The 26196-nt window shown below is 28.7% G+C and carries 23 protein-coding genes; 13 read left to right on the forward strand and 10 right to left on the reverse strand.

The genetic code is table 11. From position 1 onward, the window contains the following. Positions 1 to 180: 180 nt before the first annotated feature. From ACFQ1O_RS04735 to ACFQ1O_RS04765, 7 genes are all read left to right on the forward strand, one after another. Positions 181 to 2400: a TonB-dependent receptor gene (locus tag ACFQ1O_RS04735; protein WP_377713870.1), complete on the forward strand. Its 2220-nt coding sequence runs from the start codon at positions 181 to 183 to the stop codon at positions 2398 to 2400. A gap of 272 nt (positions 2401 to 2672) precedes the next feature. Beyond that, a complete protein-coding gene (locus ACFQ1O_RS04740) occupies positions 2673 to 3203 on the forward strand; it encodes an RNA polymerase sigma factor (protein WP_377713872.1) in 531 nt (176 codons plus the stop codon). Continuing rightward, positions 3196 to 3978, forward strand: a complete 783-nt coding sequence (locus tag ACFQ1O_RS04745; RefSeq protein ID WP_377713874.1) for an anti-sigma factor — start codon at positions 3196 to 3198, stop codon at positions 3976 to 3978. The genes ACFQ1O_RS04740 and ACFQ1O_RS04745 overlap by 8 nt, the downstream gene beginning before the upstream one ends. 286 nt (positions 3979 to 4264) lie before the next feature. Further along, a complete protein-coding gene (locus tag ACFQ1O_RS04750) occupies positions 4265 to 4717 on the forward strand; it encodes a GNAT family N-acetyltransferase (RefSeq protein WP_377713876.1) in 453 nt (150 codons plus the stop codon). Positions 4718 to 4722: 5 nt separating this feature from the next. Continuing rightward, positions 4723 to 5859, forward strand: a complete 1137-nt coding sequence (locus tag ACFQ1O_RS04755) for an amidohydrolase (RefSeq protein ID WP_377713878.1) — start codon at positions 4723 to 4725, stop codon at positions 5857 to 5859. Further along, positions 5859 to 7013 carry an alanine racemase gene (gene alr, locus ACFQ1O_RS04760; protein WP_377713879.1) on the forward strand — a complete coding sequence of 385 codons (1155 nt, stop codon included), beginning with the start codon at positions 5859 to 5861 and terminating at the stop codon, positions 7011 to 7013. The genes ACFQ1O_RS04755 and alr overlap by 1 nt, the downstream gene beginning before the upstream one ends. 1 nt (position 7014) lies before the next feature. Continuing rightward, on the forward strand, positions 7015 to 8112 hold the full coding sequence (locus ACFQ1O_RS04765) for an alanine racemase (protein WP_377713881.1): 1098 nt from the start codon (positions 7015 to 7017) through the stop codon (positions 8110 to 8112). A 71-nt stretch (positions 8113 to 8183) separates the two neighbouring features. Here ACFQ1O_RS04765 and ACFQ1O_RS04770 read toward each other — a convergent pair whose 3' ends face one another. From ACFQ1O_RS04770 to ACFQ1O_RS04780, 3 genes are read right to left on the reverse strand one after another with little or no spacing between them, the layout of a single operon-like run. After that, complete coding sequence (locus tag ACFQ1O_RS04770) at positions 8184 to 10691, reverse strand: TonB-dependent receptor (protein ID WP_377713883.1); 2508 nt, start codon at positions 10689 to 10691, stop codon at positions 8184 to 8186. Beyond that, on the reverse strand, positions 10669 to 11574 hold the full coding sequence (locus tag ACFQ1O_RS04775; RefSeq protein ID WP_377713885.1) for a FecR family protein: 906 nt from the start codon (positions 11572 to 11574) through the stop codon (positions 10669 to 10671). Before ACFQ1O_RS04775 ends, ACFQ1O_RS04770 begins: the two co-directional genes overlap by 23 nt. 42 nt (positions 11575 to 11616) lie before the next feature. After that, positions 11617 to 12138 carry an RNA polymerase sigma factor gene (locus ACFQ1O_RS04780; RefSeq protein ID WP_377713887.1) on the reverse strand — a complete coding sequence of 174 codons (522 nt, stop codon included), beginning with the start codon at positions 12136 to 12138 and terminating at the stop codon, positions 11617 to 11619. Positions 12139 to 12293: 155 nt separating this feature from the next. Here ACFQ1O_RS04780 and ACFQ1O_RS04785 point away from each other — a divergent pair, with 155 nt between their 5' ends. The 5 genes from ACFQ1O_RS04785 (at position 12294) to ACFQ1O_RS04805 (ending at position 16697) form a co-directional block, all read left to right on the forward strand. Further along, positions 12294 to 13253 (forward strand): DUF4382 domain-containing protein, encoded by a 960-nt coding sequence (locus tag ACFQ1O_RS04785; RefSeq protein WP_377713889.1) that lies wholly within the window; start codon positions 12294 to 12296, stop codon positions 13251 to 13253. A gap of 89 nt (positions 13254 to 13342) precedes the next feature. Beyond that, positions 13343 to 13933 (forward strand): porin family protein, encoded by a 591-nt coding sequence (locus ACFQ1O_RS04790; RefSeq protein WP_377713891.1) that lies wholly within the window; start codon positions 13343 to 13345, stop codon positions 13931 to 13933. Positions 13934 to 13953: 20 nt separating this feature from the next. Further along, entirely contained in the window at positions 13954 to 14817 is an 864-nt protein-coding gene (locus ACFQ1O_RS04795; protein WP_377713893.1) for a hypothetical protein, read from the forward strand. Between the two features lie 12 nt (positions 14818 to 14829). Next, positions 14830 to 15921, forward strand: a complete 1092-nt coding sequence (locus ACFQ1O_RS04800; protein WP_377713896.1) for a hypothetical protein — start codon at positions 14830 to 14832, stop codon at positions 15919 to 15921. Continuing rightward, positions 15921 to 16697 (forward strand): membrane metalloprotease, encoded by a 777-nt coding sequence (locus tag ACFQ1O_RS04805; RefSeq protein WP_377713898.1) that lies wholly within the window; start codon positions 15921 to 15923, stop codon positions 16695 to 16697. Before ACFQ1O_RS04800 ends, ACFQ1O_RS04805 begins: the two co-directional genes overlap by 1 nt. 79 nt (positions 16698 to 16776) lie before the next feature. Here the strand turns inward: ACFQ1O_RS04805 and ACFQ1O_RS04810 are convergent, their stop codons facing one another. Further along, positions 16777 to 17379 carry a hypothetical protein gene (locus tag ACFQ1O_RS04810; RefSeq protein ID WP_377713900.1) on the reverse strand — a complete coding sequence of 201 codons (603 nt, stop codon included), beginning with the start codon at positions 17377 to 17379 and terminating at the stop codon, positions 16777 to 16779. Positions 17380 to 17518: 139 nt separating this feature from the next. Between ACFQ1O_RS04810 and ACFQ1O_RS04815 the strand changes: the two genes are divergently transcribed. Continuing rightward, positions 17519 to 18094: a helix-turn-helix domain-containing protein gene (locus ACFQ1O_RS04815; RefSeq protein WP_377713902.1), complete on the forward strand. Its 576-nt coding sequence runs from the start codon at positions 17519 to 17521 to the stop codon at positions 18092 to 18094. Positions 18095 to 18230: 136 nt separating this feature from the next. On the opposite strand, the gene ACFQ1O_RS04820 is transcribed toward ACFQ1O_RS04815, so the two are convergent. The 6 genes from ACFQ1O_RS04820 to ACFQ1O_RS04845 all read right to left on the reverse strand — a co-directional run bounded on the left by ACFQ1O_RS04820 (position 18231) and on the right by ACFQ1O_RS04845 (position 26158). Beyond that, entirely contained in the window at positions 18231 to 21677 is a 3447-nt protein-coding gene (locus ACFQ1O_RS04820) for a LamG-like jellyroll fold domain-containing protein (RefSeq protein ID WP_377713905.1), read from the reverse strand. A gap of 135 nt (positions 21678 to 21812) precedes the next feature. Continuing rightward, positions 21813 to 22322, reverse strand: coding sequence for a DUF6702 family protein (locus ACFQ1O_RS04825; RefSeq protein WP_377713907.1), 510 nt, complete (start codon positions 22320 to 22322; stop codon positions 21813 to 21815). A gap of 9 nt (positions 22323 to 22331) precedes the next feature. After that, a complete protein-coding gene (locus tag ACFQ1O_RS04830; protein WP_377713909.1) occupies positions 22332 to 22919 on the reverse strand; it encodes a HupE/UreJ family protein in 588 nt (195 codons plus the stop codon). A 90-nt stretch (positions 22920 to 23009) separates the two neighbouring features. Further along, complete coding sequence (locus ACFQ1O_RS04835) at positions 23010 to 23693, reverse strand: phosphonatase-like hydrolase (RefSeq protein WP_377713911.1); 684 nt, start codon at positions 23691 to 23693, stop codon at positions 23010 to 23012. Beyond that, the gene (locus ACFQ1O_RS04840) at positions 23686 to 24870 is read right to left on the reverse strand and encodes a TIGR03364 family FAD-dependent oxidoreductase (protein ID WP_377713913.1); all 1185 of its coding nucleotides are present in this window, start codon (positions 24868 to 24870) and stop codon (positions 23686 to 23688) included. Before ACFQ1O_RS04840 ends, ACFQ1O_RS04835 begins: the two co-directional genes overlap by 8 nt. Position 24871: 1 nt before the next feature. Then, positions 24872 to 26158: a DUF5690 family protein gene (locus ACFQ1O_RS04845; protein ID WP_377713915.1), complete on the reverse strand. Its 1287-nt coding sequence runs from the start codon at positions 26156 to 26158 to the stop codon at positions 24872 to 24874. Positions 26159 to 26196 lie beyond the last annotated feature (38 nt).

The raw sequence follows: 26196 nt of genomic DNA on the forward strand, positions 1-26196 counted from the left end.
ATAGTAATCTGTAAAATTTCTATCGAGAATAAAAAATTAAGTCCCCAAATCTATTCTCGATAGTTTTCCTAAACTTAACATAAGCATAACTTTTCATCAAACATCATTAAAACCGATATTGTACTTTTGAAAAAATAGATTTTTTAACTGGGTCACAAAGCACCTCCACGCAATAAAAACATGAAAATTAAACTACTAACTCTTATTTTATTAATAAGTAGCTCCACTGTTTTTTCTCAAACATTTTCAGGAAAAATAGTAGATGTTTACCAAAACCCTATTCAAGGAGCTAATATTTTAAATAAAAATACAGACCATCATACGCATTCTAACGATCTTGGAAAATTTATATTAGAAAACTGCAATGTAGGCGATACTCTACAAGTTTCTTTTATTGGCTATGAATCTAAATTAACTGTAATTAAAGATTTGACAAAACCAGCGTCAATAATTCTAAATTATAAAATTATAAATCTAGAAGAGGTTTTAATTACGCCAAAAATAAATGCCTTAAATGTTTTTTCAGATATAGATATTCAAACAAATCCTGTTAACTCATCTCAAGATATTTTAAAGAAAGTACCAGGCCTTTTTATAGGTCAGCACGCTGGAGGAGGTAAAGCTGAGCAAATATTTTTAAGAGGCTTTGATATAGATCACGGAACTGACATTAACATTACTGTAGATGGAATGCCTGTTAATATGGTATCTCACGCTCACGGGCAGGGCTATTCAGATTTACACTTTGTAATACCAGAAACTATTGAAAAAATAGATTTTGGCAAAGGGCCGTATTACCAAGACCAAGGTAACTTTAGTACAGCAGGTCATGTTGGTTTTAACACCAAAGAACAGCTTAACAACAGTTTAATAAAACTAGAACTTGGTCAATTTAATACGCAAAGGTATTTAGGTATGTTTAATTTATTAAACAATAAAAAACATCATTCATTTTTGGCAACTGAGTTTATAGCTACTGACGGTTATTTTGACAGTTCTCAAAATTTTAACAGAATAAATATTTTTGGTAAATACACCGGTACAATATCTAATCAAGACATAATAGGAGTTTCTCTTTCGCATTTCACCAGTAAATGGGATGCTTCTGGACAAATACCTCAACGTGCAATAGACAGAGGACTTATAACTAGATTTGGAGCTATTGATGATACCGAAGGTGGTTTTACATCTAGAAGTAATGCCTTATTAAACTATAAAAAAATAATCAACTCAAATTCATCTATAGAAAGTAAAGTATATTTAAACAAGTATGATTTTGAATTGTATTCTAACTTTACTTTCTTTTTAGAAGACCCTGTTAATGGAGATCAAATTAGACAAAAAGAAGACAGAATTATATACGGATTAAGCTCTGTTTACAATTCATCTTTTTCTAATGAAAAACTAACCGGAAACTGGCAGTTAGGTTTAAGTTTACGTAATGACCAAAGTAAAAACAATGAGCTTTCTCGTACATTAAACAGAACACAAACATTAGAACAAATACAATTAGGCGATATTAACGAAACCAACTTAGGTTTAAGCCTAGGAACTACTTTAAATATCGGAAAATGGACTTTTAATCCGTCTATGAGATTAGATTATTTTGATTTTAAATACCAAAACAAACTAAATCCTCTTTATAAAATAGAAAATGAAAACAAAGCAATTATAAGCCCTAAACTTAACACCCTGTACAACCCTACAAACAAGTTACAGTTGTATGCAAAAACAGGCACAGGGTTTCATTCTAACGACACTAGAGTTGTTGTTGCTAGAGAAGGTGAGGAAATATTGCCAAAAGTTTATGGTTTTGATTTAGGTTATATCTGGAAACCAACCCAAAAAATGATATTAAACATGGCTTATTGGTACTTGTATTCTGAGCAAGAATTTGTTTACGTTGGAGATGCTGGTATAGTAGAACCTAGTGGCAAAACTGCAAGACAAGGAATTGATTTAAGCTATAGATACCAACCATATAAATTTCTATTTTGGAATCTTGATGCTAATTACACATACGCTCGTTCTATAGATGCACCAAGAGATGAAAATTATATTCCGTTAGCACCAGACTTTACTTTAACAACTGGCATCAACATAAAATTAGACTCTGGATTTTATAGTGGTATCAACTTACGCCATTTAGCAAATAGACCTGCAAACGAAGACAACTCAATTATAGCCAAAGGGTATACCGTAACAGATTTAAACCTAGGCTACAAATGGAAAAAAATGAATATAGGCATTCAAATACAAAATTTGTTTAATACGGAATGGAATGAAACCCAATTTGCAACTGAATCTAGATTGCAAAATGAATCAGAATCTGTTGAGGAAATACATTTTACTCCAGGTACTCCTTTCTTTATCAACTCATCAATTCAATATAATTTTTAATTAACCCGATTTTTTATATTTTGTTGTGATTTGCTTTTTGAAAAGCCCAAAGTTTAAGATGTCTTTGGGTTTTTCTTTTTAAAAAAACAAAACCAAAAAGTGCTTTTTATCGTAAGTAATAGTAGAGAGACAAATTAATTATTATGCAAAATTTAAATCAACATTGACTGAAACTATTTTAGAATGAAAATGATAAGATTTTAAAATTAGCCTCAAAACTAACAACTAAACCTTATTTTTTTTATATATTTCTTTTTTTATATAAGCCCAGTATGGAACAAGAATTATTAGTTAAAAAGTTAAAACAAAAAGATCAAAAATCTTTTGAGTATTTCTTTAATAATTATAAAACAAGTGTTAATGGTATTGCATTTAATATTGTTAAAGATGAAGAAATAGCCCAAGAAATTACTCAAGATATTTTTCTGAAAGTTTGGAACAGTATTGATTCTTATGATGCTAAAAAAGGAAGGCTATTTACTTGGCTTATTAATATAACTAGAAATGCGTCTATTGATAAATTAAGATCTAAAGATTATAATAATCGAAAAAAAAATTCTGACATAGATAAATTTGCTTTTTCGATTCATGACAATGACTTTTTAGATAAAAAGGTAGATTCTATAGGGCTCAAAGAAATTGTAAACAAATTAAAAGATAAATGCCTTAGCATAATAGAACGAATTTATTTTAAAGGATATACACAAAAAGAAGTAAGTAAAGATTTAGGCATACCTATAGGTACCGTGAAAACAAGAAACAGAAATTGTATTAATGAATTAAGATCTATGCTACATGAGTAATACAAGTTTTAACATACAAGAGTTTATAGATTCTGGCATGCTGGAGTTATATGTTGCTGGAGTTTTATCTGAACAAGAAAATTTAGAAATACACAATATTATAGAAGAACATAAAGAAGTAAAAGAATATGTAATTTCTTTAGAAAAAGATATTGCTAAATTTACTGGTTTATATTCACCTTCTAGCTTCTCTCTTGAGAGTACAGATATTACCAAAAATTCAGCTAATGAAACAAAAGTAATACAAATGCCTCAAGCAAAAAAGAACTGGACTACTTATACAGGCTGGGCAGCATCTGTTATTTTAGCTTTAGGTTTAACTTATAACTTTTTTCAGAATGAATCTTTAAAAAATAAAGTTGTAGACATTAATAATGAAAAAGAGGTTATTCAAGAAAAATTAAACCAATCAGAATCACTTCTTAATATTATTAGAAATAAAGATGTTGTAGAAATTCCTTTAAATGCTCAAAATAATTTTAATGCATATGCCAAAATTTATTGGAATAAATCTACTCAAGATGTTCATCTAGATGTTAAAGGATTACCAGAACCTCCTGAAGGAAAAGTCTATCAAGTTTGGTCATTAACTCTAGACCCTCTTACCCCTACTAGCCTAGGAACTTTAGATGGTTTTGTTAATAATGAGAGTAAAATTTTTACAATAAAAAATCCTAATGAATCTCAAGCATTTGGTATAACTTTAGAGCCTAAAGGAGGTAGCGAAACACCAACTATGAACCAATTACATACACTAGGGGTTGTTAAGGTGTAGTTTACACTTCTATAACGTTAAAGTATTATTAATAATTTATCAGTTAAAAAATTAAGTGTTAGTTTTGCGTCAATTATGGTAAAAAAACTAAAAGACAAAAAAAACAAAAGAATATTTAACTTCAATTTTTTAGTTTTCAGGGTTCAGTCTGATAAATTTATACCTCCAGCAGTTTAAAATTTTATTACATATTTTATTATTAAAAACTTTTACTATTCATCTATAGTTTAAGTTTTTACTTATTCACTAATGTTAGGTTTTTTTAACCTAACACAATTTTTATATTATGCAAACAATAAAACTTACATTAAAAACGTATGATGCGTTTAATAGAATTTCTCAATTAGAAATTGATCGAGTAGCAAACTTTTTATTCAAACACCTTGAAAAATATGGAGATTCAAGTACCGCCATTAGAAAAGCTATTGAGTATTCTGCAAAAGAAAGAACAGGGTTAGGAGGTTATGTATTTACCATTGAAGATGGCCCAAATATAATTGCAGCATGTGTTGTAAATAAAACAGGCATGGATGAATACATACCAGAAAACATTTTAGTTTATATAGCCACTCATAATGAATACCGAGGAAAAGGGATTGGAAAAAAATTAATGACCTATGTTATTGAAAATACAAAAGGAGATATTGCTTTACATGTAGAAAAAGATAACCCTGCTAAATTTTTATATGAAAAATTAGGGTTTACTAATCCGTATTTAGAAATGAGATTAACTAGGTAATATTTATGAATAAATTAGAAACTCTTTTATATCCATTAAGGCATAAGTTACATAGTTTTCCTGAGTTATCTGGAAAAGAAATTAAAACTCAAAAATTAATTGTTGATTTTTTAAAAACTCACACTACTTGCAATATAAAGTCTATTGCAAATACTGGTGTGTTAGCTATTTTTAACAATGAAAACTCAAATAAAACTATTTTATTTAGAGCGGATATTGATGCGTTGCCTATTCATGAAATCAATAATTTCAAACACAAGTCTAAGGTAAAAGTGGTTTCTCATAAGTGCGGTCATGATGGGCACACTGCAATTTTATTGGGGCTAGCAAAGAAAATAACTGATAATCCCATTAATGATACTTCTATAATTTTACTTTTTCAGCCTGCTGAAGAAATTGGAAAGGGAGCTGCTCTGGCTTTAAAAGACTCCTTTTTTGATAAAATTAAAATAGATTACGTATTTGCTCTACACAATTTACCTGGCTTTAACAAGAATGAAATTGTTGTAAAAAATGAGGAATTTACCAGTAATGTACTAAGTGTTATTATTACATTAAAAGGTAAAACGGCTCATGCATCGGAACCTGAAAATGGTATCAATCCAGCTATAGCTTTATCTGAAATTATTAATTACAGTGAGTCTAGTAATGATACTGACCCAGCAAGTGATAATTTTTTCCTTTCTACCCCAATTTATATAAACATGGGGGAAAAAGCTTATGGAATTTCTGCTGGATATGGAGAAATACACTTAACATTAAGAAGCAGGAAAACAAATTTAATGTTAGCTAACAAAAACAAATTAATCTCTTTTTTAAGCAGTCTTGAAAAAAAACATCATCTTAAAATAAGCACAGAATTTATTGAAGAGTTTTATTCTAACGTAAATAATACCCAAGCTGTAAATATTGTTAAAAAAACAGCCCTTAAGCAAGGCTTCAAAATTAACCCTATTGGCACACCTTTTAAATGGGGTGAAGATTTTGGGCTATTTACACAAAAATACAAGGGGGCAATGTTTGGCTTAGGAGCAGGGAAAGACTCACCTAATTTACACAATCCAGACTACGATTTTCCTAATGATATTATAATGACAGGAGTCAATATGTTTTACAATATAATACAAGAAATTAACCACTAATGAACCATACTTCATATATAGAAATATCTGAATCAGCAATTCAAAATAACATAGATTTTATCAAGCAGTTTTTAGGTGATGAAACTATTTTTTCATCGGTTGTTAAAGGTAATGCTTACGGACACGGAATTAACATATATTGTCCGTTAGCGTATAAATATGGAATTAGACATTTTAGTGTTTCAGATGCTCATGAAGCATATGAACTTAAAAGTTGTTTACCTAATGATGATGTAGAAATTATGATAATGGGGATGATTGAAAACGATCAGTTATCTTGGGCAATCAATAATAATATATCTTTTTATGTATTTGAAGAAAATAGATTAAAAAACGCTTTATTTTATGCTAAAAAATTTAAAAAAACAGCTCAAATACATATTGAAGTTGAAACAGGAATGAATAGAACTGGGTTTGAAAAATCTCAAATAACTTCAATTATTGATTTTGTAAAATCTAACTCTAAATTTTTAAAATTAAAAAGTGTTTGCTCTCACTTAGCTGGAGCAGAAAGTATTACTAACTACAAGAGAATCTCTAAACAAAGAAAGAATTTTAAACTCATAAAAAAAGAGATTAAGCAACATGTAAACTCAAGTCCTCTATTTCACTTAGCAAGTTCAGCAGCTACAATACGATATCCAAAAACTCAACTAGATTTAGTACGAATAGGAATACTACAATTTGGATATTTCCCTACAAAAGAAATTTTAGTTCACTACTTTAATAAAGAAAAGACATTTGTAAATCCTTTAAAGCGAATTGTTTCCTGGAAATCATCAGTAATGGATATTAAAGTAGTTAAATCTGGTGAATTTATTGGTTATGGAACATCTTATTTTACTAACGAAGAAACAACTATAGCTATTATACCTGTTGGGTACTCTTCTGGTTACAATAGGTTATTAAGCAATAGAGGAAAAGTATTAATTAATGGGGATCGATTTAATGTTATTGGCACTGTTAATATGAATATGATGGCTGTTGATATTACTCATAATAAAAATATTAAAAAAGGCGATGAAGTGGTACTTATTGGCAGCCAAAAAGAAAAAGAAATAACCGTTTCATCATTTAACGATTCCATCCAGTTAATTAACTATGAATTGCTAACAAGGCTTCCAAAAAACTTACCACGAATAATTACAAAATAAAATGGCAGAATTAATTATACATTCTAAACGAATTAAAGAAAACATAAAAGCATTAAGTGAATTTTTTGAAGAAAAAGATATAGAATGGAGCTTAGTTACAAAAGTTTTTTCTGGTGATAAGACTTTTCTAAAAAAAATACTAACGAAAGATGTCATCGAAAAAATAAATTCTGTTGGTGATTCTAGACTTACGAGTTTAAAAAACTTAAGAGAAGTAAATCCTAATTTAAGAACCATTTACATAAAACCTCCAGCAAATATATATGTAGATGAAGTTGTTGAATACGCTGATATATCTCTAAACAGCTCATTATCTACCATTAAAAAACTCAATGCCTCAGCAAAGAAAAAGGGTAAAGTTCATCAAATAATAATAATGATTGAACTGGGTGAGCTTAGAGAAGGCGTACAACGAGATAATATAATTAGTTTTTACGAACAAGTCTTTAATTTATCTAATATAGAAGTAATAGGATTGGGGTCTAATTTAGGTTGTATGTATGGAGTAGAACCAACTTACGATAAGTTACTACAATTGTCACTATACAAAGAATTGATATCTATTAAATTTAACAAAGAATTAAAATATATATCTGGTGGTAGCTCAATAACCTTACCTCTTTTAGATAATAAAATTTTGCCTAAAGGAATAAATCATTTTAGAATTGGCGAAGCTGCATTTTTTGGTGTTAGTCCTCTAGAGAATAAAACCTTTAAGAACCTACACACAAATACCTTTGAGTTTAACGCAAATATAATTGAGTTAAAAGAAAAAAAATTAGTGCCCGATGGTATAATTAACGATGCAAATATTGGTCATACTGTTGAGTATAATGAAAAAGATATTACCGAAACATCATACAAAGCAATCTTAGATTTTGGCTTATTAGACGTTGATAAAAGTGATATTATATCTACTGACACTGATTTATCTTTTGTTGGTGTTACCTCAGATATGATGGTAATTGATGTAGGAAATAATAAAAACCTTGAAGGTAAAACAAAATATAAAGTAGGAGATAAAATTAATTTTAAACTAAGTTATATGGGAGTTGCAAGACTATTGAACTCAAAGTTTATTGACAAAATATATATGTAGTTTTAATTTAAAAGTACAAACAACTATATGTTAAGAATAACAAAATCTTAATTATTCAATAATTTAGAAACCTAAAAAGTAGCTCGAATAGAGATATTAGGTGTTAATTGTAATGAATTTATATTTACCTCTTTAATATTATTAGTAGCAGATTCGTCAACAACATAATAACGTTGCAAACTTTGCTTGGTATTTAACACATTCAATACGCCTGCTTTAAGATCTATCTTTAGTTTATTTTTAATTGTTTTACTAAATGATATTGAAGCATCCAATCTTGAGTAATGAGGCAATCTTTCACTGTTTAAATTGCTGTAATTAACCACTGTAAAACTCCCATTTTGAGTAGTTTCATTTCCTTCTTCAGGAATTGAGTATGGCTTTCCTGATTTAACATTATAGATAAACGAAAAGCTCAAATTCTTATTAACTGTATATGCTACACCTGTAGTGTTAGAATGCGAAACATCATTACTCGAAGGAAAGTAATTGGTTTCAATTTCTTTAAATAACAGTTCGCTTTTACTGAGAGTATAGCTCGACCAAAAATTAAACTTATTAAACCTTTTGTTAACTATAGTTTCTAAACCATAAGATCTTTGTTTTCCGGCTAGTCTCCTGTCTCTAACCTGATTTTGAAATCCTTGACCAGATATTAACACACCATTAGTTTCTTTATTAAAAATATTAAAATCAGCCATAAATTTCTTTCTATTAAAGTTAATTCCGCCTGAAAATTGCCTGCTTTTTATAAGAGGTATTTTATCATCTGTAATAACCCAACGCCTATTTTCAATTCCAAGAAAATCATCTAAGAAATCTATTACTTGTGAAGTATATTGTGATTTTTGCTCATATTTTCCGGTAATATTAAGATATCTTGATAATTGATAATTGATATTAAATCGTGGTTCAAGAGTAGTTTTATTTATTTTATCAAAATAGTTAAATCGCAAACCAATTCTAGAATAAAGTTTTTTATTTCTAAACAAATATTCTCCAAATCCAGAGTGATTTACCATAACACCTTTTTGAACTCTAACAAAAAAAGGATCATTTACATTGGCAGAACTCAATACTCCTGTTTCGTTTAATTGATACCCAAAGTTAATATTATGGTTCTTATTAAAATCATAGTTAAAATCTGTTTTTATAGAATTTTCTACAACTTCATTTTCTTGCTGTAACAATTGTTGCTGATTATTTTGATAGTTGTTAGACTCTAACTTATATTCGGTTCTATAGGCTCCTATGTTTGCCCTAAATTTATTAGATATATCAAAATTGTAACCCAAACCATAAGCAATACTGTTTTGCTTAATTACATCTAATAAATCACTATCAGAGCTTTCTTGATGCTCTAATTTATTATTAATTGTAATAAAGTTTAAATGTATTTTATGTCTATCAGATAACTTTATAATGCTATTTAAATTTACATCATAAAAACTAAAGTCTGTTCTATCTGAATCGTTTCCTATGTTGTTATTTTGAAACACTTTTTCAAAATAAGATTCATATGTTGGAGTTGAAAAAACATCATTTACAGACCTTCTTACAGAAGCATTCACTTGAACTTTTTTTGAAACAGGAACTTTTATATAACCATCTACAGAAACTAAATCTACACCTACACTAGAAATTATTGAATCTTTTATACTTTTATCTGATTCTAAAAAAAATGAACTCGATACACCATCATTGTATTTTGCACTTGTACCATCTTTAGTTATTGATATATTATCAGTAAGAAATGGGTTTACACCAGATATTAACCCAAAAAAATGTGATGAATGATAAAGCTTAATATTATCCCAGTAAACTGTATTTTGGTCACTAGCTCCATTACGAACATTAATATTTGCTATAGATTCATCATGAGATTCAATTCCTGGTAAAATTTGTGAAGTCTGTAATAAATCTGGATTAACTTGCCCTCCTAATATTTTAAACTTATTGGTGTTTAGAGAAATAGTTCCATCATCTAATTTATCTAAACTTTTTAAAATATAATTTTTAATAGATACTGTTGTTAATTCTATAGGATTCTCGGTTAATTGATACTCTTTACAACTATTGTCTACAGAGTAAAAAAGATTGACATTTCTTACTTGAGTCTCATAACTTAAATGACTTATTTCTATAAAATCTGATATTTCTAGATTAGATAATTTAAAAAAACCTTCTTGGTTTGAAATTGTTCCTTCATTTTTTCCTAAAACATAAATGTTAGCTTCAGGCAAAGCTTTTCCATTAGCGTCTTTTAAGTATCCACAAACGTCTACTAAATTCTTTTTTAAAGCTATAGAAATATACCTTGAATCTATTTGTACAAGATCTAAATATGTATTGCTATTTATATACGCAATAAAGTCATTAATTGTAGCAATATTGTTAACCTCGTTAAATGTTTCTAATTCAATTTTTTCTATACTTTTATCTGCATAAGAAAATTTAACCTCGAATTTTTTCTCTATTTGGCCAATAACTTTTTTAAAATTATTATTCTGAGCTATTGAAAATGGAGTGATAAATAGAAATAAAATAAAATATAACCTATTTATATATGGTAATAACATTTCCTTTTTGTTCGTATTTAAGATTCAAAGGTAGTGTAATTGATTTAATTGCAGAAGAAAGGTTTTTATTTGTAAAAGCACCCGAATATGTAAAGTCGCTATCGTTTGCATTGTACTTTATATCTACATTGTATTGCCTTTCGAACTCCTGCAAAACTTCTGTAAATGCAACTTGATGAAAAACACTCTCGTTATTCATCCAACTTGGTGTAGTTAAATGAGTGTTATTGTATGCTTGAATTTCTCCATTAGCATCTAACCTAACACCTTGCCCTTTAGTTAATTCAAAAGATTTGTTTTTTATATTAACCTTTACTTTTCCTGTAAAACAGAATACATTAAAATCTTGTTTTCTAGACTTTATATTAAAAGAGGTTCCTAATACAGAAATATTTCCAAAATCTGTTTTTACCAAAAAGGCTCCTTTTTTTCTAACATCAAAAAAAGCTTCACCTGTTAAATCTAAAACTCTATTATTAGCAAACTTTTTTTCATTAAATAAAATTTCAGAACCTGCATTTAAATTAATAAATGTATCGTCAGATAAAGTAAAATCTTTTACTTGGGCATACTCTGTACTATAAGATGTTTTGCTGTTGCTAAAATAGAAAATGCTAAGTCCTAATAAAATTAGGAACGAAGCTGCTACTCTAAAAAATGTTTGTTTGTAAAGCGGAATAACTTTAGCTTTTTTGCTAGATGAAACTCGATATTTAAAATCTTCTAATGCTTTTTCTTCATCTAAAACCGGGTAATTTAACAGCTTAGATGTTTCTATAATCTCTTCAAAATCTTTAAAATCATTGGTTTTCTTGAAATTATCAAGTTCGCTGACTGACATTTCATCGTTTAACCACCTTAATATGTCTTTTTCGTTTTTCATTTCATTTACAAGACAACTATCATGTTTTTTACCCTAACTAATTTATTTTATTTCTTCAATTTTATCTCTTAACACACTTAAAGCCTTGCTCATTCTTTTTTCTACTGCTTTTACAGAAATGTCTAATAGTTCTGCAATTTCTCTATACTTCTTACCTTCAATCCTATTAAGTAAAAATACTTCGCGTTGAGCATCTGTTAATTCACTAATTGCTTTTTCAAGCCTTATCTTAAATTCCTTTTGACGCAAAGTAACTTCTGGAGAATCGTTATCTATGTATAGATTATTACTTTGTTTAGCATGTTTTCTAACTACTTTTTCATGCTTTTTAATATTGAAAAAAATGTTTCTTGCTGTAGATAATAAATACGACTTAGCCTTACTTACGTCAAACTTATCGCAGTTATTCCATATTTTAATAAAAGCTTCCTGTACAACATCTAAGGCTTCGTCTCTATTGTTGTTTTTGGCAACAATAAACCTAAAAACCTGATTTACCTCCTTTTTATAAAAGGAGTCGAATTCACGTTCATCACAAAGGTTATTAATATTGGGTTCAGACATAAGATCAAATTTAATGTTTTGACATTAAAATCATCATATTTTCATTTTTTAAATATAAAAATCATTTTTTTCAAACATTAAAACACTCAAAAACAATACTTTATAAAAATATTCTTTTTTTAGGTAGGGTGATTTTTTTTTTAGGTGTCTACTTGATGAATTTAACTTTTAAAATACAAATTATGAAAATGTTTAAAAAGAATTTAATATTAAAAGCGATAGTGTTATTTGGTTTATTAATAACCTCTTGTTCAAATGATGATAATTCAAGTAGTGAAACTGCTGAAGCAAAATTTTATATTACTGATGCCCCTACAGATAATTCAAATGTAAGTGCAGTTGTAGTAACCATTGCAGACTTAAGAGTGAACAACGTATCTGTAGAAAACTTTACCAGAACAACAATTGATTTGATGCAATATCAAAACGGAGTAAAAAAGTTATTAGGTGATTTAAAACTACAAACAGGTACGCACTCTAATATTGAATTAGTGTTAGATTATCAGTTCGATGCTTCTGGAAATGCACCAGGTTGTTATGTAGAGTTAACAAACGGAGCTAAAGATGCTCTAAACAGTACCGTATCAAATATTTCTATAAACGATACTTTTAATGTTATTCCATTTGCTAACAATAATATCATATTAGACTTCGATATTAGAAAGGCTATTGTATCGAGCGGTGGAGATTTTGAGTTGGTTACCACAACCGAATTACAAAACAGTGTACGAGTAGTAAACGAGGGATTAACAGGAAAAGTTTCGGGTATAATGACAGATGCACAAAACACTTCTGATATGATTATTGCTTATGCATATAAGGCAGGTACATTTAATGCAGAAGTTGAAACTCAAGGCCAAGGTTCTAGCAATGTTATGTTCTCAAATGCAGTAACTAGTTCGGTGGTTAGCAATACTACTGCTCAATATGAATTAAACTTTTTACCAGAAGGAGAATATGAATTGCATTTTGCATCTTATTCTGATAATAACGGTGAATTTGAGTTTAGTGGAAGATTAGAGGTTGAGTCTAATTCAGAAATAAGTTTTAACAATGTACAAGTAACGTCAAACAGCTCTATAATCGTTAGTGGTGCTGTAACAGGAACTTTTTAAGATTAAGTTTTTTTAGTTGGTTAGTTAATTTTGGGCACTGGTTTACAATATATTAATCAAGCCAGTGTCCTTTTTAAAAGAAGGAAAAAATGAAAATTAGTAAAGCAATTTTAAGTTTAGGTATTTTATTATCAATTCAATTAGGTTTTAGTCAAGAGAATGCAGACAATGATAGATCTAGTGTAGGGTTAAAAGCAGGTTATAACTCATCGTCTGTTAGGACCGATAGTGGTTCTGAGGCAAACCATAAAAGCGGATTTTATATTGGTTTTTTTGGTGAATCTTTTGTAGGGAAATCTATTTCTATTCAACCAGAATTAATGTATTCTCAGCAAGGTTACGAAGTAGAAACGAGTAGTTATACATACACACAAAAATTAAATTACATCAATTTGCCAATAATGATAAAGGTTTACCCAGTTGAAGGATTTTATTTAGAATTAGGTCCTCAAATAGGGTATGCAATTTCTCATAAAGAAGAATTCGATTCATCACTAATAAATTCGTCTAGAGAATTTGAACCAAATTCATTTACATGGGGGCTTAATGGTGGAATTGGATTTGTTACCAAAGGAGGTTTTGGAATAAATGCTAGATACCATTATGGATTAGGAGAAGTTATAAATGATTCTAATTACTTCAATAATGTTTTACAAATAGGTGTTGCCCTTCATTTTTAAAAAGAATAAAATCAAACAACATGAAAAATAATAAATTAAAAATAACAGGCTTAGCAATTGCAGTAATAGCAATAACAGCTTTTGGTTTGGTGTCTTTTACCCATCTTAATAAAGAAAATAAAAACATAACCAATAAATACGAAAAGCTAAATAATAATTATAATGAGCTCTTAAGAGAAAAAAACAAGCTATCTAAAAACAAAGAAGTACTTGATAAAGAAATTGACAAAAAAAATAATGAAATAGATGTATACATTTCAAAAATCAAAAAGAATAAGTTAACAACCGAACAGTTAGAAATTACTAAAACTAAAGTAAACAAGCTTATAAAAGAGTTAGATTGCTTAATTACTGAAAAAAAGAAGTTAGATTTTCATTACGCCAAAGTTTACTATGCTGGTTTAGATTTAAAAAAAGAGAATACAGAGCTTAAAAAAAACATTTCTGATTTAAAAGATGAGAACGCTAGAGTGAAAAACAAAGCAAAATTGGCTAAAAGACTTTACATTCTTAGTGTTAAAATTGAATCTTTTAACAAAAAAAACAACGATAAGTTAGTTGCATCAAATAAAGCTAGAAAAGTTAACTTTATAAACACCTGTATTAGTATGGATGCTTTAAGTTTAAATTCTAAAAATCAAGTGTTTTTTCAAATTTTAACTCCCAATTTTGAAGTTTTAAACGCTAAAGATGGATTTGATAAAAATGGAAAGAAAATTCTTTATACAAAAAAAGTTAATTTGTCTAACTTTAATGCTTTAGAAGATTTTTGCTTTGAAACAGAAATACAAAAAGAGGAAGGGAAACTGCAAAAAGGACAATATATTTTGAATATTTTTGATGAAGATTCGCTTATATCAAGAGAATTCTTCACATTAAAATAAGTCAATAATAAAATGAAAATAATAGGTAAAATAACTAAGGCTTGTAGCATTCGGTTTATAGATAAAACTCTTTACATTATGCTATTTATATTTTCTGGACTTGTATTAAACTCTTGTCAAGAAGAAATAGATATTACTGAGGGTACAGACCCTAACGGTGTAGAGAATACTAATAACCTTAATTCTGAAACCACTAACTTCTATAGAAGAGTAAGTATGCACGACGGTTCTTTTGACGATAACATAGATCAAAACTCATGCAGTTCGGTTATTTTACCGGTTTCATTAACGGCTAACGGAAATCCGCTTGTTATTTCTAATACCTCAGACTACGCATTAGTAGATGCTATTTTTAATCAATCTGATACAGATGAAGATATTATTGTGTTCGACTTTCCTATTCAGGTAATGAACCATGATTACACTACACAAACGATAGCTAACCAACAAGAGTTAAACAACTTAATAGGTTTTTGTAATCAACTTATTATAGATAATGAAAACCCTATTACTTGTATTGATTTTATTTATAACATTGGTTTTTCTGTATTTAACAGTAATTTAAATCAATCAACCATTAAAAATATAGCTTCAGATTTCGATTTATTTAATTTTATTAAAAACCTTTCAATAGACGAAGTATATGCTGCACAATACCCAATAGAAGTATCTGTATTAGGTAATTCTACAAATACGTTTATTACTTCTGATAATGAGCTCGAAGCTAGTATTTTGGGTTGCATATCTGACCTGCAAAGTCAGGATCCTAACCTAAATTTAAATGCAATACTAACCAACGCAACTTGGCAAATATCTAATATTACTCAAAACGGAGCCGATATAACAGCTGGTTATTCTAGTTATCAATTTAACTTTGTTAATGATTTTACAATGACAGCTACCAACACTTTACCCCCTTTTGAAGTTGTAAACGGAAATTGGCAATCTAATTATTTAAATAATGTTACTTCATTAAATATCAACTTAACCAACAATGCAATTCTAAATTTACTAAATAGAGAGTGGACTGTTACAGCTTTTACAAGCAATCAAGTTAATTTAAAATGGAATAATGAAATTTATTTAACACTAAATTCTATATAATGAAAAATAAAATTCTCTATTTAATAGCTTTAATTTTAGTTATTTCTTGTTCTAAAGATGAATCTACAAATAACAATGATTCTCAAGGAGGTGCAAATAACACTTATCCTTATAAACAATCTGTTGGTTATTCTGCTAACGATATTTTATCTGGTAATAATTTTCAAGAAATAGAAATCGATTTAATGTATATTAATGGTTTTAGACCAGAACAAAATTCTATTAATAATGTAATAGAGTTTATTGAGGAGAGAACATTTAAAACAACAGTAACTATTACTCCTAGGTTAATTGAAGACACAAATATTAACTCATATACAATAGATAATATTAAAAATTTAGAAGATAGTAACAGAACATTATTTACTCAGGATAACAAAATAACTATATCTGCTTTATTTGTTAATGGCTCATCATCGAGTAATAATGGCAATAATGTTGTTTTAGGTACAGCATACAGAAATACTAGCTTTGTTATTTATCAAGAAACAATACAAGGTCTTTCTAATTCTCCTTTAGAAACCAATAGGGTTACCTTAGAAACATCGGTTATTTTGCATGAGCTATGTCATTTATTAGGCCTAGTAAACGTTGGGACAAACATGGTAGAAAATCATCAAGATGCCGCACACGGAGCCCATTGTAATGTGAACTCTTGTTTAATGTATTATGCTCTTGAAAACGGAAATACAATATCTAATACTATTTCAGGAAATCAAGTTCCGCAGTTAGATTCATTCTGCTTACAGGATTTACAAGCTAATGGCGGAAGATAAATTAACAATGATTGTTTTTTACCCCAAAAAGGCCTTGCATATTTGCAAGGCTTTTTATTTTTTTAATAGTATATCTTAATTAGTTACTGCAATTGCTATTGTAATACTCAACAATTTGTTCTAAATGCTTCTTTTTATACTCTTTGTTCTGAATTTTTACAACTAATTCGTTACAATCTTTAACATATTCGCTCATAGCTTTTTTAAAGTTCTTTGTAAATAATTGATTTGATCCTAAATGAGTTGCTTTAACTTCGCCCTTTCGCTTAACATAATAATTATTAATTGTGCCTCCTCCAGACCAATACCCCATACCATTCATTCCACCTCCAGCCATGTACATTGGTGCTGAATTAGTTACGCGTTCGTATAAATTAATTGCTCCACTAACTGTTAATTTTAATAATTTTATTCTAGTATCATCTATCCTAACAAATTGATACATAAGTGTTTTGTTATTAGTATGAATTTTTATGTAATTTACACTCTTTAAATCTTTATAACTCCATTTAACTGGTTTAGATTTATTACTATGCCAGAATTTTATTCTGTTTTCTCCCAAAATTTTACCATAACCTTCTAGTGTTTTACCTTCTTTATAAACTATTGTCATTTTAGTTTTTTGAGCAAATGATATAACTGTAAAAAGCAAACAAAAGTATAATGTAAATTTCTGTGTCATATTATAATTTTCACAACTGTAAATATAGTCAAACACTTATTTATTGCGCCACCTAAATCATGAAAGAGAAAATTCTCGAATAAAATTTAATTACTTTTCTTTTACTAATACTTAATATATTTACAAAAAATATGTTTTTATGAATGATTTTTTAATTGGTATTGGAAAACGAATTAAAATAATTAGAAAGGAGCAAAAGAAAACAATAAGTGAAATTGCCAACACTGCTAATGTAAGTAATGGTTTAATTTCGCGAATTGAAAATGGAAGAACCATACCTTCTTTACCCGTATTATTAGAATTGATACAAGCCTTAGAAATTGATGCAAGTTACTTTTTTGAAGGGGTGGAACAAAAAACAGGTGCTACATATATTCATATTAAAAACGCTGACCAAGAAATTTTGGAAAAAGAAGTATCTGCAAAAGGTTTTACGTATAAACATATTTTCAATAAAAGCTTAAACGTTGTAGGCTTTGAAGCTGTTATTTTAACCGTAGAACCTAATTCTAAAAGGGAAAAAGTAATTACTGATGCTTGGGAATTTAAATATGTACTATCTGGATCTTGTACATATATAATAAACGATGAAGAAGTTACTATAAATGAAGGGGATTCTCTTTATTTTAATGGTCGAAATCCTCATGTACCTGAAAATAGAAGCTCTTCTAACTGTACTATGTTAGTACTGTACTTTTTTAGCTCTAATGATTAAATATTATTTAATCCTTTCTGATACTGCTAGTATAAGATCTAAAAGAATGCTACTATTTTTTACATACAACATTAAGAATCTTATGAGTTGTTATAAAAAAGTAAGCGTAGATTAAAACTCTACGCTTACCAATAATTTAATTTTTAATTATTTTTTTATTTATAACACTTCCATCATTTGTAGTAAATTGTAGCAAGTAAATTCCTTTACTATAATTTGAAAGATCTATTGAATTAGAAATTTCATTTAAACTATTAATTAGCCTTCCTGAAATACTAAAAATTTTAACTTTTTTAATTATAATTTGTTTAGGGAGGTGAATATTAAATATATCAGATGAAGGGTTAGGATAAATATTAATACTATCTGTTAAACTATATTTATTTATACTAAGTGTATTTACATATTTAGTATACTTCGAGCAAATTTGAGCCTCTGTTAAGGCTTCTTTCATTAATAATATTTCATCTAATTTTCCTTCTATCGCAAAATCTTCATTATCGTCTTTATATCTTCCTATTGTTAACCAACCATTTGTTGGATAATTTATACTTCCACTCTCAACCGTGGTTTCTGCTACTTTATTACAGTCTACAAACAATTTTAACGTTGTCCCGTCATATGTTGCTGTAACCCAATACCATTGATTTAGATTATATGTATTACTAGCCTGGTGGTAATCTAAATCTGCATCTCCAGTTGTTGATAAGCCAATACTAAATCTATTTGCTCTGGTTCCTAAAACAATCCCTCTCTCAAAAGATCCATTATCCTGAAAATAGCCTAAAAAACTACCCCATGAAGAAACTGCATGCATATTAACCCAAGTTGCAATAGTAAAGTTTTGTTGTGGTAAACACTGGCCAACATTTCCTACTTTGATATCTCCATAAGAATTTTGTACGTAAACATAATTATTTAATCCTTGAGCTGGATTCGTATTGGTAATTTGTAAACCTTTATTATCGATATCATAACCATTTGCAGACTGATCTCTAAAACCATTTTCAAAATCATAATGTAATACTACTTCTTCCTCCTGATTAACTACTGTGATATAATCTGTAACCGTTTCCACCTCTGTTCCTTTACCATTCGTAACCTCTAAAGTTACAGGGTAAGTTCCAGGGGTATTATATGTTACTACTGGGTCTATATTTGTAGAAGATGTACTTTGTGCTCCTGTAAAAGTCCAATTCCACGTATTAGGTTTATGCAAACTATTATCAATAAAACTTACCGTATTTCCTGCAATTACCTGTTTACTTTCACAAGCTCCCCCAACAGTAAATTGAGGTCGTGGTTTAGTATAATTATTAGTTACCATGTCTAATATTTCTGCATTGGTTTTTGCCTTCTCCCAAATATACACCTCATCAATACTTCCGTCTATTCTAAAATCTTCGTTATCATCTTTATAAGATCCTATTTGAAAATATGCGTCTGCATAAGATATGTTACCAGATTGAGCATTAGAAGAAACCCTTAATTGTCCATCTACAAATAATTTCATTTCTGAACCGTTATATGTAGCTGCTACATGATACCATTGACCTAGATTAAAAGGTGTTGTATCTGTCAAGTAAGTCATTGAACCAGACCCTGCACCTCTTAAAGCAAAAGAAAACTTATCATTTCTGTATCCTAATAAAAAACCATGTTCTGTAGAACCATTATCTTGAAAATGCCCTAAAATACCTCCCCAATTTTTATATTGATCTAATTTAACCCAAGCAGATACAGATATTTGTTTTCTAGGTAAATTAAAGCTTGAATCACTACCGAATCCCATTGAATAATATGAATTAGCATCAAAATCTGAATATTTACCCCTTGAATTATCTGTAATATGCATTACTGATCCAACAGCGCTACCCGTTGGTTTAGCTGTAGATACATCTGCATAATCTTTACAATCAATATTTAATGGATAATAATGAATAGGATCATCACTTAAAACCATACCATTTGTAGCATTAAATTGTACTGGATCTGACCAGTCTGACCAATGCATTGATTGATCTCTATATCTTACTCGAACATAATTAGTTCCTTGGTATATTTGATTATCTGTTACATTTAATTTAAAAATATCTACGCCAGCATTTAAATCTACTATATCCCAAGTAGGGTTTGTAGTACTAGGGCTATAAAATATATTTTCATAGTCTCTTTTTACTCTATGCACATAATTGGTAAAATTTCCACTAGCGTCTGTAAATTGAAACTCTGTACTATTGTAAGGTTCAGTCCCAGAATAAGTACTACCCTGAAATTCATATGGTAAAGTAATATTAGCTGGTACTGTGATAGAAGGCTTATCTGGCCTTGGTTTATCTAACTTTAAGTAATACGAATCTATTAACAAATCTTCATTAAAACCGCCATGTGAAGACCCTATTGAATAAGTTTCTACATACATTTCTCTATTATCTAAATCAATATCTACTATTTGGTATAGTTGACGAATAATAGTTTTCTGCACTTCTTCGTAATCTACATCTGCATTATACTCTGTCCAGTATTGATCCCAAGAAGCTCCCCCATTAATAACATGATATACTGGATCTTCTCTTAAAGCACCTCTAGAATATAAATGTGCATGACCCGATAAATACATAGCAAATTTATCGGTATTTTTAAATAGAGGTAAAATTGTATTTTTCATATATCCGCTTTCATCACCTGGTAATTGTTCTGCATACAAAGGATGATGTGCATCTCCAATCATCCACTCTATAGAACTGTCATTTTTAATGGCTGTAACTACATTATTTGCCCATGAGGTTTGAGCCCCCCATGATTGATTAGAGTTTAAACAAACAAAAGCAATATTTGCTACTTGAAAAGCATAATAATTGTCTCCATTAGCCCCCTCTAGAGAAGTATCTCCATACATAAAGTTTGAATCATCGGCATAAGTAAATAACCTTGAATAATAACCTATTCCTCCTCCATCGTTAGTAAAAGGACCAAAGCTTCCTCCATCATCGTGATTTCCTACTACTGTTATTGAAGGAATGTTACCTGTCATTGGTGCCCCTTGGTTTATTTGTACATCCTTCCAATGCCATAATCTATCACCTTCTTGTGACTGATCTCCTGTATGCACAATTAGGTTAACATGGTCTTCTAATGGAGTACCATATTTAGATTCTGCTTTAGCTTTAGCTTGATCTACTAACCTTCCATATCGATCATCGTTTCTTTGATGATCTCCCAATACTATAAATCGATATCGACCAGTATCAGATCCTTCTATAGGCTGCGTTTTAAAACGTTTAATTGAAGAGTACTGACTGCCCGTTTTTACTCTATAGTAATATGCTGTATTAGGAGTAAGACCTGTTAATCTAACTTTATGCCAATTCCAAGAGCCGGTAATGGCATCATTAGTTCCTGTAACCGTTAAATTTAAATTAGACTGGGTTAAACCATACTCTACTACAGATTCTGTACCTGAATCTGTTTGCCAAGTAACCCATATAGAATTACTAGTTGGAGTTTGTAAATAAGGATTTATCTGTGCTTGGGTAAAAGACACAAATAACAAACCGATAATTGTGATAATTTTAAATTTCATTTTTTTATTATTTGTAAATATATTGTGAATATATACTATTGTTTTTTACAAATAATAAAACAAATGCAAGATTAATAATTATATAATTTTATTAATATTTAGTTGATATTTAATTAATATTTACCAAGCTATTTCTTAAAATAGCTTGGTAAAGGTTTCGTTTTTATCTTCAAACCTAAAACTATAATAATCTTTAGTTCCTTCTAAATCTAATCTCACTAAGTTACTTTGGTCTTTAAAAGCTTTAAACAGTAAAGTATTGGTAATTTTTATACTTGTAATTTCTTTTATATAAACTGTATTGGGTATTATAAACTCAATATGAAATACATTGTTTTTAAAATTAGAACTAGAAAAAACTAATTCTCTTTTTTCATTATTAATTTCTATTAAAAAATGAGTACTGATGTACTGAAGAATTGTTTTCTTTGATTTTAAATCTAAGTTTTTAAAATTTACTTTTTTTTCTGATAACTCTTCTAAATATGCCTTAAAATCGTCTGCAAAAAAATTCAAATCAACCATAAGGTTATTCCTATCTGGTTCATATGTAATTAAACAAGTAGTCATTTTTATAGGGTGTAATCTTATATCAGAAAAACTGCACAATACCAAAAAACATAACCCTAGAACTATTTTTCTCATACAGAAGGTTTAAAATGTTATTAAAATACGTTCTAATATCATTGTTAAAGCTATTCCTGCACCTGCCCCACTTAAAACTAAATTCCAACTATAATGCTCTTTCTTTAACAACCTAGTGTAGATATATAATATCACTAATAAAAGAAGCACAATAAATAACTGACCAATTTCAATTCCTAAATTGAAACTAAACAAAGGAAAAACTATCTGATCTTGCCCCATCATCATAGCTTTAAAGAAATTAGAAAACCCTAAACCGTGAATGAGGCCATAAAATAGCGCCATTAAATAATTTATATAAATAGTAGTTTTTAATGACTTATTGTAAAAGTTAATATTGTATATAGCCGTTAATAAAATGGTTACAGGTATTAATATTTCTACTACTGTAGAATTTATACTTAACACTTCTAAAGCAGATAATGCTAGTGTTAACGAATGCCCAATAGTAAAAGCAGTAACTAGTATTAAGACTTTTTTATACTCTTTTAAATTATATATTGCACAAAGAGTTATAACAAATAGTATATGATCTAAACCATTTAGGTCTAGAATATGGTCTAAACCCATTTTTAAATATAAATAAAACTCATTCATAAATTTATGTTTTTTAGTCTAATCAAAAAAAACCTCCCACTAATTAATTAATAACTAGGGCAGGCTTAAAACAAACTTTATACTGAAAAACTATTCATTTAATTTTAATAAAGATGGTATTTCTTTAATAGAGTCTAGAATATATGTTGGGTACGCAGAACTTATTTGTTCTTTAGTTTGTGCTCCTGATAATACTCCTATAGTTATTCCGCAGTTAGCATTTTTACCTTCTTCTATATCTATCATAGAGTCTCCAACCTTTAATACTTTAGATGCATCTTTTATCTCAAAAAGTCCCATAGCTTTTTCTATCATTTCTGGGTGAGGTCTACCTTTTTCTACATCAGAAGCAGTAATTAAAGTATCATATATCTTTCCTTCTTGCCAATTTAATTTTTTTAGCAAGTTTGTAGCTACTTGTTTATTATAACCGGTATTAAGAACTATTTTAATTCCTCTTTCTTTAAGAGTGGTTAAAGTTTCTAAAGCACCTTGTATGGGCTTAACTTCTAATTCTTGATATGCCAAATCTAACATTAGCTTAAAATCATTAAAAATATCTACTGTATCTAACGATTCAATTTTTAAAAACACCAATATATCTTTAATAGCTTGATGTTTTTCTTTACCAGCACCAAACTCTAAAACAGTATCTAATGTTAATTCTACACCTTTATTTTCTATTGCTTTGTGTAATGTTTTATAAACTACGTTTTGCTCATCTACCGTGGTTCCGGCCATATCAAAAACGGCTAGTTCTATTATATTATTCATTTGTTATAATGTTTGTATTTTTATTTATAATGGTGGCGATATTGTTTTTGGCAAAACCTGCACTACCAGTCATTCCTTTTCCTCCAATTCCAGTTACTATATGAATATTATCGCTTACGTTGTGCTGAAAAATATCGGAGTTTTTACATTGCGAATACATTCCAAACCAACGGTTCTGAATCTCATAAGTTGGCAAGTCTATAATTTTTTTAGCTTCATTTATCATAAAATTATCTATATCCATATTCAAATCGAAACCAAGATCATCTATATTTTTAGCAACAGCATATTCGTGTGAATCTCCCAATATTACTGAACCATCTGTAGCTTGTTTAAATAAAATATGTATACCATATTTTTTCTCAAAACTAGAAGCTTCTTCTTTTGCTTTTATTTGTTTCCAAGAGGCGCACTCTTCAAACGCTTCATATCTTCTAATAGATAAACCTGTTAAAATAGACCCATCTAACTTATAATTACCTTGTGATTTAGTTTGTAACATTTGTAGTTTAGAAACTACCAAATCACTATTATTAAATATTTCTGGATAAAGTGATTTAAAATCATTGCCATTACAAATAATTAACTTTTCAGTTAAAAATTCATACCCTAAAGCTGTTATAACTTTTACGCCATTATTAGTTTCATCTGCATGAATAATAGTTTGATTGGTTATAATTTCTAAGTTATGTTCATTCTTTAAAAAAGCATGCAGTTTATTAATCATTACTCTTGGTTCTACTGTAACTTCTTCCGGAAAAAACAAACCAGCTTTACAATAATCAGAACGTAAACCAGCGTATTTATTTAAACAAAATTCTTTATTTACCAACTCTGATTTGTATCCATTGGCTTTATTGATTTGATACAGTTCTTCTATTAACTGTACTTCTTCCTCATTAGAGGCTATATAGATTGTACCGTTTTGACGAATTGAAATATCAAATTGAGATTGAATATTTTTATAAATATCTAAACTTTCTCTTCCATAATTCTGCCATTTAGTATTCATACCAGATGGTACTACTTGTCCGAAATTTCTAACTGTTGCTCCTTGAGGCTGACTATTCTTTTCTACAATAGCCACTTTTAAGCCACTTTTAATTGCATGATATGCATGAAAAGTACCCAATACACCTCCTCCAACTATTATTAAGTCGTATTTTTTAATACCCATATTAATTAACTATAATTTGTTTAGAATTGCTTAGGTGAAATAATTCCTTTTTTTTCTTTTTCTTAAAAAAACCATATGATAAAATTGATACTACAAAACCAATAATGGCCAGTAAATAAATTAAGTAGATATAAAACTCTAGCCATGATAAATTTGCGTTACCAAAGTTTTTATAAAATAAGATCAAAATACTACCTAAATAGCCAAAAGCATCTGCTATATATATAAGGAAACCTACATTACCTTTTATTTTATAGGTAGCTATCATTCTATCAAAAAATAAGCCATTAAATGGAACATAACATATATACAAAGAAAATCCAGTAATTATCATCCAGGAAACTGGGCCAATTAATTGGTATTGAAACAAGCTTGTTGCAACAAAAATGCTAATAGAACCAATTATTAAAATTAAATGATATAATATAAAAGCTTTATAATTTCTCTTTATACTACCAATAATTCCTAAAATTATTAATACCAAAATTGTAATTGGCAATTCAGAAAAAGAATAGATAGCTATACTATCTTGAAAACCCAAACTATCCCATAACTCTCTAGCAAAATTGTCTCTAAAGTCTCTAACAGCCGTTAATACCATATAAAAGAAGATAATAAGTGTTAACGGCATTAACATACTTTTAAATAAAGATATTCTAGCTTTTCTATCTAAAGGTTCTCTTATGCTTTTTATTAATTTATCTTCATCAGTTGGTTGAGGTAATTTCTCTAATAAAAAAGCAAAGAATACTAACGGAAATAGAAAAATAGCACCTGTTGCAAAAGGCATCCAAAATTCAGAAACATTAAAAACATCGATTAAATATTTCCCTATAGATTTAACCACTCCTGAAGAAACGATAAAACTAGAACACAATATTACCCCTAAAATTTCTGTAACTTTTCTTCCTTCTATATACGAGAAAACTATTCCCCAAATCATACCTAAAGGCAATCCGTTTAAAAATAAACAGAGTATATTATAAGGCTTAGGTATAAGAGCAAAACCTAGTAAAGCTACTTCTGCAAAAAGAACAAAACCAATTAAATATTTTATTCTTTTACTAGCCTTCATTTCAGAAATTATTTTTATTCCTAAAAACTTTGATAGTGTATAACCTAAAATCTGTGCTATAATTAAAAGAATTTTATAATCTACTCCAAAATAAGACAACTCATCAAAAGTAGCTACGGTAAAAGGCTTTCTGTAAGCATACATGCAAAAGTACGCACCAAATGCCCCTAAAGCTGCTGTTAATATGAACGATATTTTTTCTTGCTTAAACATTTAATATGATAGAAAAATCCAGCTCTCATTTTAAGAGC

It is taken from the genome of Pseudofulvibacter geojedonensis (assembly GCF_042675745.1).
Classification (GTDB): Bacteria; Bacteroidota; Bacteroidia; order Flavobacteriales; family Flavobacteriaceae; genus Pseudofulvibacter; species Pseudofulvibacter geojedonensis.

Coding starts and splice junctions, on each gene's coding strand:
- ACFQ1O_RS04735 (WP_377713870.1), top strand. CDS start 181: ATGAAAATTAAACTACTAACTCTTATTTTATTAATAAGTAGCTCCACT.
- ACFQ1O_RS04740 (WP_377713872.1), top strand. CDS start 2,673: ATGGAACAAGAATTATTAGTTAAAAAGTTAAAACAAAAAGATCAAAAA.
- ACFQ1O_RS04745 (WP_377713874.1), top strand. CDS start 3,196: ATGAGTAATACAAGTTTTAACATACAAGAGTTTATAGATTCTGGCATG.
- ACFQ1O_RS04750 (WP_377713876.1), top strand. CDS start 4,265: ATGCAAACAATAAAACTTACATTAAAAACGTATGATGCGTTTAATAGA.
- ACFQ1O_RS04755 (WP_377713878.1), top strand. CDS start 4,723: ATGAATAAATTAGAAACTCTTTTATATCCATTAAGGCATAAGTTACAT.
- alr (WP_377713879.1), top strand. CDS start 5,859: ATGAACCATACTTCATATATAGAAATATCTGAATCAGCAATTCAAAAT.
- ACFQ1O_RS04765 (WP_377713881.1), top strand. CDS start 7,015: ATGGCAGAATTAATTATACATTCTAAACGAATTAAAGAAAACATAAAA.
- ACFQ1O_RS04770 (WP_377713883.1), bottom strand. CDS start 10,691: ATGTTATTACCATATATAAATAGGTTATATTTTATTTTATTTCTATTT.
- ACFQ1O_RS04775 (WP_377713885.1), bottom strand. CDS start 11,574: ATGAAAAACGAAAAAGACATATTAAGGTGGTTAAACGATGAAATGTCA.
- ACFQ1O_RS04780 (WP_377713887.1), bottom strand. CDS start 12,138: ATGTCTGAACCCAATATTAATAACCTTTGTGATGAACGTGAATTCGAC.
- ACFQ1O_RS04785 (WP_377713889.1), top strand. CDS start 12,294: ATGAATTTAACTTTTAAAATACAAATTATGAAAATGTTTAAAAAGAAT.
- ACFQ1O_RS04790 (WP_377713891.1), top strand. CDS start 13,343: ATGAAAATTAGTAAAGCAATTTTAAGTTTAGGTATTTTATTATCAATT.
- ACFQ1O_RS04795 (WP_377713893.1), top strand. CDS start 13,954: ATGAAAAATAATAAATTAAAAATAACAGGCTTAGCAATTGCAGTAATA.
- ACFQ1O_RS04800 (WP_377713896.1), top strand. CDS start 14,830: ATGAAAATAATAGGTAAAATAACTAAGGCTTGTAGCATTCGGTTTATA.
- ACFQ1O_RS04805 (WP_377713898.1), top strand. CDS start 15,921: ATGAAAAATAAAATTCTCTATTTAATAGCTTTAATTTTAGTTATTTCT.
- ACFQ1O_RS04810 (WP_377713900.1), bottom strand. CDS start 17,379: ATGACACAGAAATTTACATTATACTTTTGTTTGCTTTTTACAGTTATA.
- ACFQ1O_RS04815 (WP_377713902.1), top strand. CDS start 17,519: ATGAATGATTTTTTAATTGGTATTGGAAAACGAATTAAAATAATTAGA.
- ACFQ1O_RS04820 (WP_377713905.1), bottom strand. CDS start 21,677: ATGAAATTTAAAATTATCACAATTATCGGTTTGTTATTTGTGTCTTTT.
- ACFQ1O_RS04825 (WP_377713907.1), bottom strand. CDS start 22,322: ATGAGAAAAATAGTTCTAGGGTTATGTTTTTTGGTATTGTGCAGTTTT.
- ACFQ1O_RS04830 (WP_377713909.1), bottom strand. CDS start 22,919: ATGAATGAGTTTTATTTATATTTAAAAATGGGTTTAGACCATATTCTA.
- ACFQ1O_RS04835 (WP_377713911.1), bottom strand. CDS start 23,693: ATGAATAATATAATAGAACTAGCCGTTTTTGATATGGCCGGAACCACG.
- ACFQ1O_RS04840 (WP_377713913.1), bottom strand. CDS start 24,870: ATGGGTATTAAAAAATACGACTTAATAATAGTTGGAGGAGGTGTATTG.
- ACFQ1O_RS04845 (WP_377713915.1), bottom strand. CDS start 26,158: ATGTTTAAGCAAGAAAAAATATCGTTCATATTAACAGCAGCTTTAGGG.